Source organism: Rhizobium tibeticum (assembly GCF_900110205.1).
GTDB lineage: Bacteria > Pseudomonadota > Alphaproteobacteria > Rhizobiales > Rhizobiaceae > Rhizobium > Rhizobium tibeticum.
Window position 1 is genome coordinate 1 of sequence record NZ_FOCV01000099.1, and the last position, 6,235, is coordinate 6,235.

At 59.7% G+C, this 6,235-nt stretch carries 6 pseudogenes; 2 read left to right on the plus strand and 4 right to left on the minus strand.

Going from position 1 to position 6,235, the window contains the following annotated elements:
• Positions 1–800, plus strand: a pseudogene (locus tag BSG20_RS34530) (transposase); the annotation flags it as partial.
• A gap of 317 nt (positions 801–1,117) precedes the next feature.
• Positions 1,118–2,139 (plus strand): annotated as a pseudogene (gene eutC, locus BSG20_RS34540) (ectoine utilization protein EutC).
• Between the two features lie 118 nt (positions 2,140–2,257).
• On the opposite strand, the pseudogene istB reads toward eutC, so the two are convergent.
• The 4 pseudogenes from istB to BSG20_RS34560 all read right to left on the minus strand — a co-directional run.
• Positions 2,258–2,455 (minus strand): annotated as a pseudogene (gene istB / locus BSG20_RS34545) (IS21-like element ISRel16 family helper ATPase IstB); the annotation flags it as partial.
• Between the two features lie 11 nt (positions 2,456–2,466).
• Positions 2,467–3,994 (minus strand): annotated as a pseudogene (gene istA, locus BSG20_RS38230) (IS21 family transposase).
• Positions 3,995–4,437: 443 nt separating this feature from the next.
• Positions 4,438–5,054, minus strand: a pseudogene (locus BSG20_RS34555) (transposase); the annotation flags it as partial.
• A 261-nt stretch (positions 5,055–5,315) separates the two neighbouring features.
• Positions 5,316–6,228 (minus strand): annotated as a pseudogene (locus BSG20_RS34560) (IS110 family RNA-guided transposase); the annotation flags it as partial.
• Positions 6,229–6,235 lie beyond the last annotated feature (7 nt).

The window sequence follows — 6,235 nt, forward strand, 5'->3', positions numbered from 1 at the left end:
AACCTTTGAAAAGATCAACCAGGTGCTACTGGCGAGCGCCCGACAGGAGAGGCTGGAAAGTGGCAAGGTCGTGCGTGTGGACAGCACCGTCACGGCCGCACTGATCCACGAGCCGAGCGACAGCAGCCTGTTATGGGACGCTGTCCGGGTGATGGTGCGGCTGTTGCAGCAGGCCGATGCACAGGGTCGTGCCATCCCATGGCACGACCACCGCCGCGCGGCAAAGAAGCGGGCTCGAGCGATCGAATATACCCGCGGTCGCCCGAAACGGATGAAGCACTACTGCGAACTGCTCAAGATCACGCGCAGCACCTTGAGCTATCTCGAACAGGCGGTTGAGCGGCCGACCCTGGCGGCGGGCCCGGCGGTTGAACTCCCGGCAAAAGCGGGCTGATCCTCGACCTCGTCATCGAAGCCGGCAACCCGACCGACAGCGAGCGCTTCTTGCCGATGCTGGAACGCCACATCGCCTTTTACGGCGAGCCGCCGCGTCAAGCCGCGGCCGACGGCGGCTATGCCAGCCGCGAAAATCTGAGTGGAGCCAAAGCCCGCGGCATCCGCGACATGGCCTTCCATAAGAAGCGCGGCCTCAGCATCGAAGACATGGTCAGCAGCCGCTGGGTCTACCGCAAGCTGCGCAACTTCCGCGCCGGCATCGAGGCCGGCATCTCTTGCCTGAAACGCGCTTATGGCTTGGGGCGCGCTGCACCTGGCGTGGGCTCGACCACTTCAAGGCTTATGTCTGGTCCTCGGTGGTCGCTTACAATCTCGCCCTCTTCGCACGCCTCAGGCCGACCTGACGCTCCTCATCCGGCAGCGTTCACATCACGCCCGGCAAGCCTCGGCCGATACCCCATGCCTCCATTGTCGCCAGATCGCTCTTCGGCCATAACCTGCATGGCCTTGTGCCGTCACGCATTCCAAAAATACGCGCCGGCCGGCAAACAACCTTTGAAAAATCCAGAAAAACAGACGTTTATGGACGGGCACTAGCTAACAAGGTCGGCAGGCTGCACGGGTCTGTCGTGACCGTTCTGTCGGGCCGCAATATCGATATGGAGTTACATCGTCGCGTTGTGAGCGGTGGTGAAACAGATCTTTTCTCGAGGATGGCGTCATGAAAACCACGATATTGACTCAACACCAACTGAGAAACTTGGTGACTCTTGATCTTGAGGCGGTTTGTTGCGTGGAACACGCATTTCTCACCCTTGCGACAGACAGAGTGGTTATGCCGCCAATCCTGCGGCTCGACATTTTCGAACATCGCGGTGAGGTAGACGTCAAGACGGCGTACGTGCCAGGTCTCGATGGATTTGCCATCAAGATCAGCCCTGGTTTCTTCGGCAACCCCGAAATCGGCTTGCCCAGTACCAACGGCTTGATGATTTTGCTGTCCAGCAAAACGGGACTAGTACAGGCGCTGCTGCTGGACAACGGTTATCTAACCGATGTGCGCACGGCTGCAGCCGGCGCGGTGGCTGCGATGCATCTCGCTCGCGATGACGCTTCGGTCGCCGCTGTCTTTGGAGCCGGGATGCAGGCACGATTGCAGTTGCAGGCTCTTATGCTGGTCCGTCCAATTCGCAAAGCCCGAATATGGGCCCGTGACCAAGCCAAGGCGGAAATCGCCGCACGAGAACTGACCGACCAATTAGGCATCAGCGTCGTTGCTTGTGAAGCCCAGGAAGAAGCGGCTGCCGGCGCGCATGTTATCATCACCACGACACCAGCTGATAGCCCCGTCCTGAAGGCGCAATGGCTTGAGTCCGGGCAGCACATAACAGCTATGGGCTCGGATGTGGAACACAAAAACGAACTCGACCCGCAAGCCATCGCGCGTGCCGATCTTTACGTGGCGGACAGTCTTGCGCAAACGCGTCGGCTTGGTGAGTTACATCATGCCATCATGCCATCATGCCATCATGCCATCATGCCATCGTGGCAGGTGCAGTCGCGGAGAATGCCCCTTTTTCTGAGCTTGGACAGATTATTTCCGGTGCGATCGCTGGCCGTACCAACGACAGACAGATAACGATCGCCGATTTAACCGGGACAGGCGTCCAGGACACCGCTATTGCCAACCTGGCTTTCGCACGGGCGCGTGAAACGAAGGTCGGAACCGCGATTGAGTGCTGACCAGGCGGCAAGGCATAAATCTCGAACGCTGACCTACGTGAAGATTCCCACAAACCTGAAGCCGAAAGCTCTCGGAAAATCTGGCAGTAATTGTTGTCAGTTCATTCGTGTAACGAGGGCGAAGCTTGGCAAATCGCAAACGGGCGGCAAGCTTGCGATCGTGACGCGAGCTCCATTCTCGCTCGAGCAGCAGCCCGAGCCATTCGGTATGGGAGAGTTGTTCGCTCTCGCCGTTGCTGATCAGTTCGTTGAACGCCTTGGCCATGCCGGTCAGGCCCATGGCGTTCAATTTATCAAGGGTGGGATGTGCAAGCATATGACGTCTCCTCAGTGGTAATAGCGGGGACCGCGGATGTTGGAGTGGTGGATGGGTTCAGATGATGCTGTGCCTGATGACGTCGACGGCCGGTCGAGGTGATTGTCGAGGATGGAGCGCACCGATCCACAGTTCGAGCGCCGATTTCCAATGCCCGCCCGCAGGCCGCATTGACCCGCTCTCGCTCAAACGCTTTGACGAGGCGGATAATGCCCAGGCAGGCTCTGTAGCCCTGTTCCGGATGCGGCCGATCAGCGAGAATGCGTTCGCATAACAACGCGACATCCGGTCCGATCGCCGACGCCCCGCGGCTGATGCGCTCGATCGTCCAGTCGGCAAAGCGGCGATGGGATGGTGGCATGTGCTCCGGTGTTGTCGTGTACTTGCCATTCCCACGCGAACGCCTGTGGGCGGCGATGCGCTCACTTTTATGGAAGTTCTCAATGGTATTGGCCGTGATGCGGGCCTCGACCTGCTCACGCGCAAAGCGGTAGGGCACGGAGTAGTAATGCTTTTCGATATCGACATGATAATCGAGACCGGCCCTGCGTATCTTCCATTCCGCAAAGACATATCGTTCGACGGGCAGCGGACGCAGGGCGGGATAATCCAGCTCTTCGAACAACTGTCGTCGCGTGCGCCCGACGCGACGCAGGACACGCCTGTCGTTGAGATCGGCGAGCAATTCGGCAATCGCCGCATTCACATCGGCAAGGCTGTAAAAGACGCGGTGGCGTAGCCGGCCAAGCAGCCAGCGCTCGACAATGCGAACCGCAGTTTCGACTTTTGCCTTGTCCCGAGGCTTTCTCGGTCGCGTCGGAAGAACAGCGCTTGCGTAATGCGCTGCCATCCCGGCATAGGTACGATTGACCTGCGGATCAAATAGGCAGGCTTGATCACAGCCACTTTGGCGTTGTCGGGAACCAGCAACGCCGGTGCGCCGCCGAAGGCCTCAAGCGCAAGCAGGTGGCATTCAATCCAGTCGGGAAGCGTTTCGCTCCAGCAAGCATGTGCAAATGAAAGGCTCGATACCCCGAGCACGGCGACAAACAGATGGGCCTGCCGCGTCTTTCCCGACAACCTGTCGACGACCACCGTGACCGTGTCGCCGGCATAATCGACGAACAGCTTTTCGCCGGCCACATGATCCTAGCGCATTGTCACCGGCAGCTTCAGCGCCCAGCCGCGATACAAATCACACCAACGGCTGTAGCGATATCCCTCGGGATGAAGGCCGATATACTCGTCCCAGAGGATCTGCAGCGTCACATGCTTGCGCTTCAGCTCCCGGTGAACATGAGCCCAATCCGGCTCAGCACTGCGACGGTGACCGGTCTTCGTGCCGGCAGCCTTATAGAGAGCCGCCTCCAACACCGCATCGCTGACATCGTCGCCCAGCGGCCAGGAAAATCCGGCACGCTCCAAACGGCGCAACGTCTCGCGCACCGTCGAGGGGGCCGCACCAACGCGCACCGCAATCGATTTGTGGCCAAGGCCTTCCTCAAATCGGTATCTCAGAATCTCGCGGACACGCCGCATCTTTAGTCTCTCCGCTGGCATCGCGTTCCTTCCTCTCAGGCAACTGAAAGGACGAACGTCTCACCAGCAGGACACCCCGACAAACAGCTCAATCAGGGGGCGGCATCATCTCGGAACAAGGGGGCGGTTAATTCTCGGAATTGGGGGGCGACATCATTTCGGAATGTGGGGGCGGATTGCCTCGGAATCTGGAGGGTTATGTGAGGTCGCCTCTGACGGTTCCACGCATTCGTGGTGACCTCACATAAGCCGGATTGAAGTAAGGCGCGGGTTGTTTGGCGCTGTTATGGGAATATTAGAGCACGTTGTTTGACGGCGGTAGCGAATTCGTCGCGTGCAGCGTTTTCGCCTGATCTGGCGACTTCCGGGAGCATCTTGCCGGACGATCGGCGGCGATTTTGGCGCTCTCAATGCACACTGTCGGTCTTTCGGTGTGGCCAGGCCCAAGCGGTGTCGCGGGCGAGATCGGCTTTCGCCTCATCGAGATCGCGCTGATCGTAGAGCCATCGGAGCTCTTGTAGGCAGTCGTCACCATGCTTGCGCGGCAGGTGATCGAGGGCGTTCCTGAGGAAATGCAGGTATAAAGGTAGCAGCGTTGCCAGGCAGCCTCCGGGATCACCTTCAGGCTCTCGTCCAGCCGCTTGTTGATCGCCGAGATCGATTATGCCGAGAAGGCATGGCCGCAGAGCTCCTCGGTAATCGCTTTGACCTTCCTGGTTGACACCACCTGCACATACATCTCCGCCAAAGGTCGCCACCAGCGCCCGCTCGACCGCTGATAGAGTTCGAACAGTTCGGTGGAGAAGTGGCCCGAGCGATCCAGCGGCACCCGCAGCTCAAGCTTGCCCACCCGTGTGATCTGCGTGCGGCCATAGTGGCCCGAGCGGTAGCCGAGGCGGTCCGGCGTGCGCTCGCCTTTCGAAGCTCCCAATGCCTCGTCCATCTCCGCTTCCAGCACCTCCTGCATCACCGTGCGTATCAGCTCGCGCAACCCGTCGGGATTCGAAAGCAAAATGTCTTTGACGGCGGCGCTGGCTGTCTTACCTTCACTCTTGGTCATGGTGGCGTTCCTTCCAGGGAATCGGGTGACGTTGAACATCACCAGCCTGCCATGACCGCCTCTCTTAGAGAATTTGCAGAACCTTCAGCACATCTGTGGACGCCCCCATGAGCGCAAGAAGAATCTTTGAAAGGCAGTATAGCGGCGCGTAGTCGGGTGCTGACATCTGTCCGGCCTCTGATGCGGCCTTCCATTTGCCGCGGGCCCGTATGGGAGTTCGCCGATCGGATCCATATCACTACCGCGCGCTCGAAGCGCTCCAAGCATTGGCGGCTTGCGGGCAAGCATGCGCCCAAGCCACGATCCTTCACGAACGCCTCGCCGACGAGCATGACGCACGACAGCGCTCGCTCCGATGATAAGCAGGCGACGCAAGGTACGCTCGCCCATCTTCGATGTTGCACCGCTTCTGTTTACCGCCGGTTGAGCGTTGCAACGGCGTCAGGCCCAGCCAAGCGGCGAAGTCGCGACCCTTTCGGAAGGTTGCGGCGCAAGGCGCCAGCGCAATCAGAGCCGTTGCCGTTATCGGACCAACGCCGGGGATTGTCGCCAACCGCCGCACGTCTTCATCCTCCCGGGCACGCCGTGCAATCTCAGCATCAAGGTGCTTGATCCTTTCCTCCAGCGATCTCAGCGTATCGACCAGCATGGTGAGAGCCAGGTGGGCTGCTTCTGGCAGGTCGCCCTCAGGATCCTTTACCTTTTCCATCAGCTTGGCGATGTGAGAAGGGCCCTGGGCGACGACCAGCCCATATTCTGTGAGATGGCCGCGCAAGGCGTTGATCGTCTGGGTGCGCTGCCGAACCAACAGATCACGAGCCCGGAATACGGCCGCACTCGCCTGCTCCTCCTCACTCTTCACGGCGACAAAGCGCATGGTCGGCCGCTGCGCGGCCTCGCAGATCGCCTCGGCATCGGCGGCATCGTTCTTCTGCCGCTTCACGAAAGGCTTCACATAGGATGGTGGGATCAGACGAACCGTGTGGCCGAGCTTGCCGATCTCGCGCGCCCAATGATGCGCCCCAGCACAGGCCTCCATGGCGACCAAACAGGCCGGCTGCCCAGCGAAAAACGCAAGCACCTTGTCGCGTCGCAGTTGCTTGCGGAAAACAATGGCGCCAGCCGCATCCGCTCCATGAGCCTGAAATACATTCTTCGCCAAGTCTAACCCGATCGTGTTA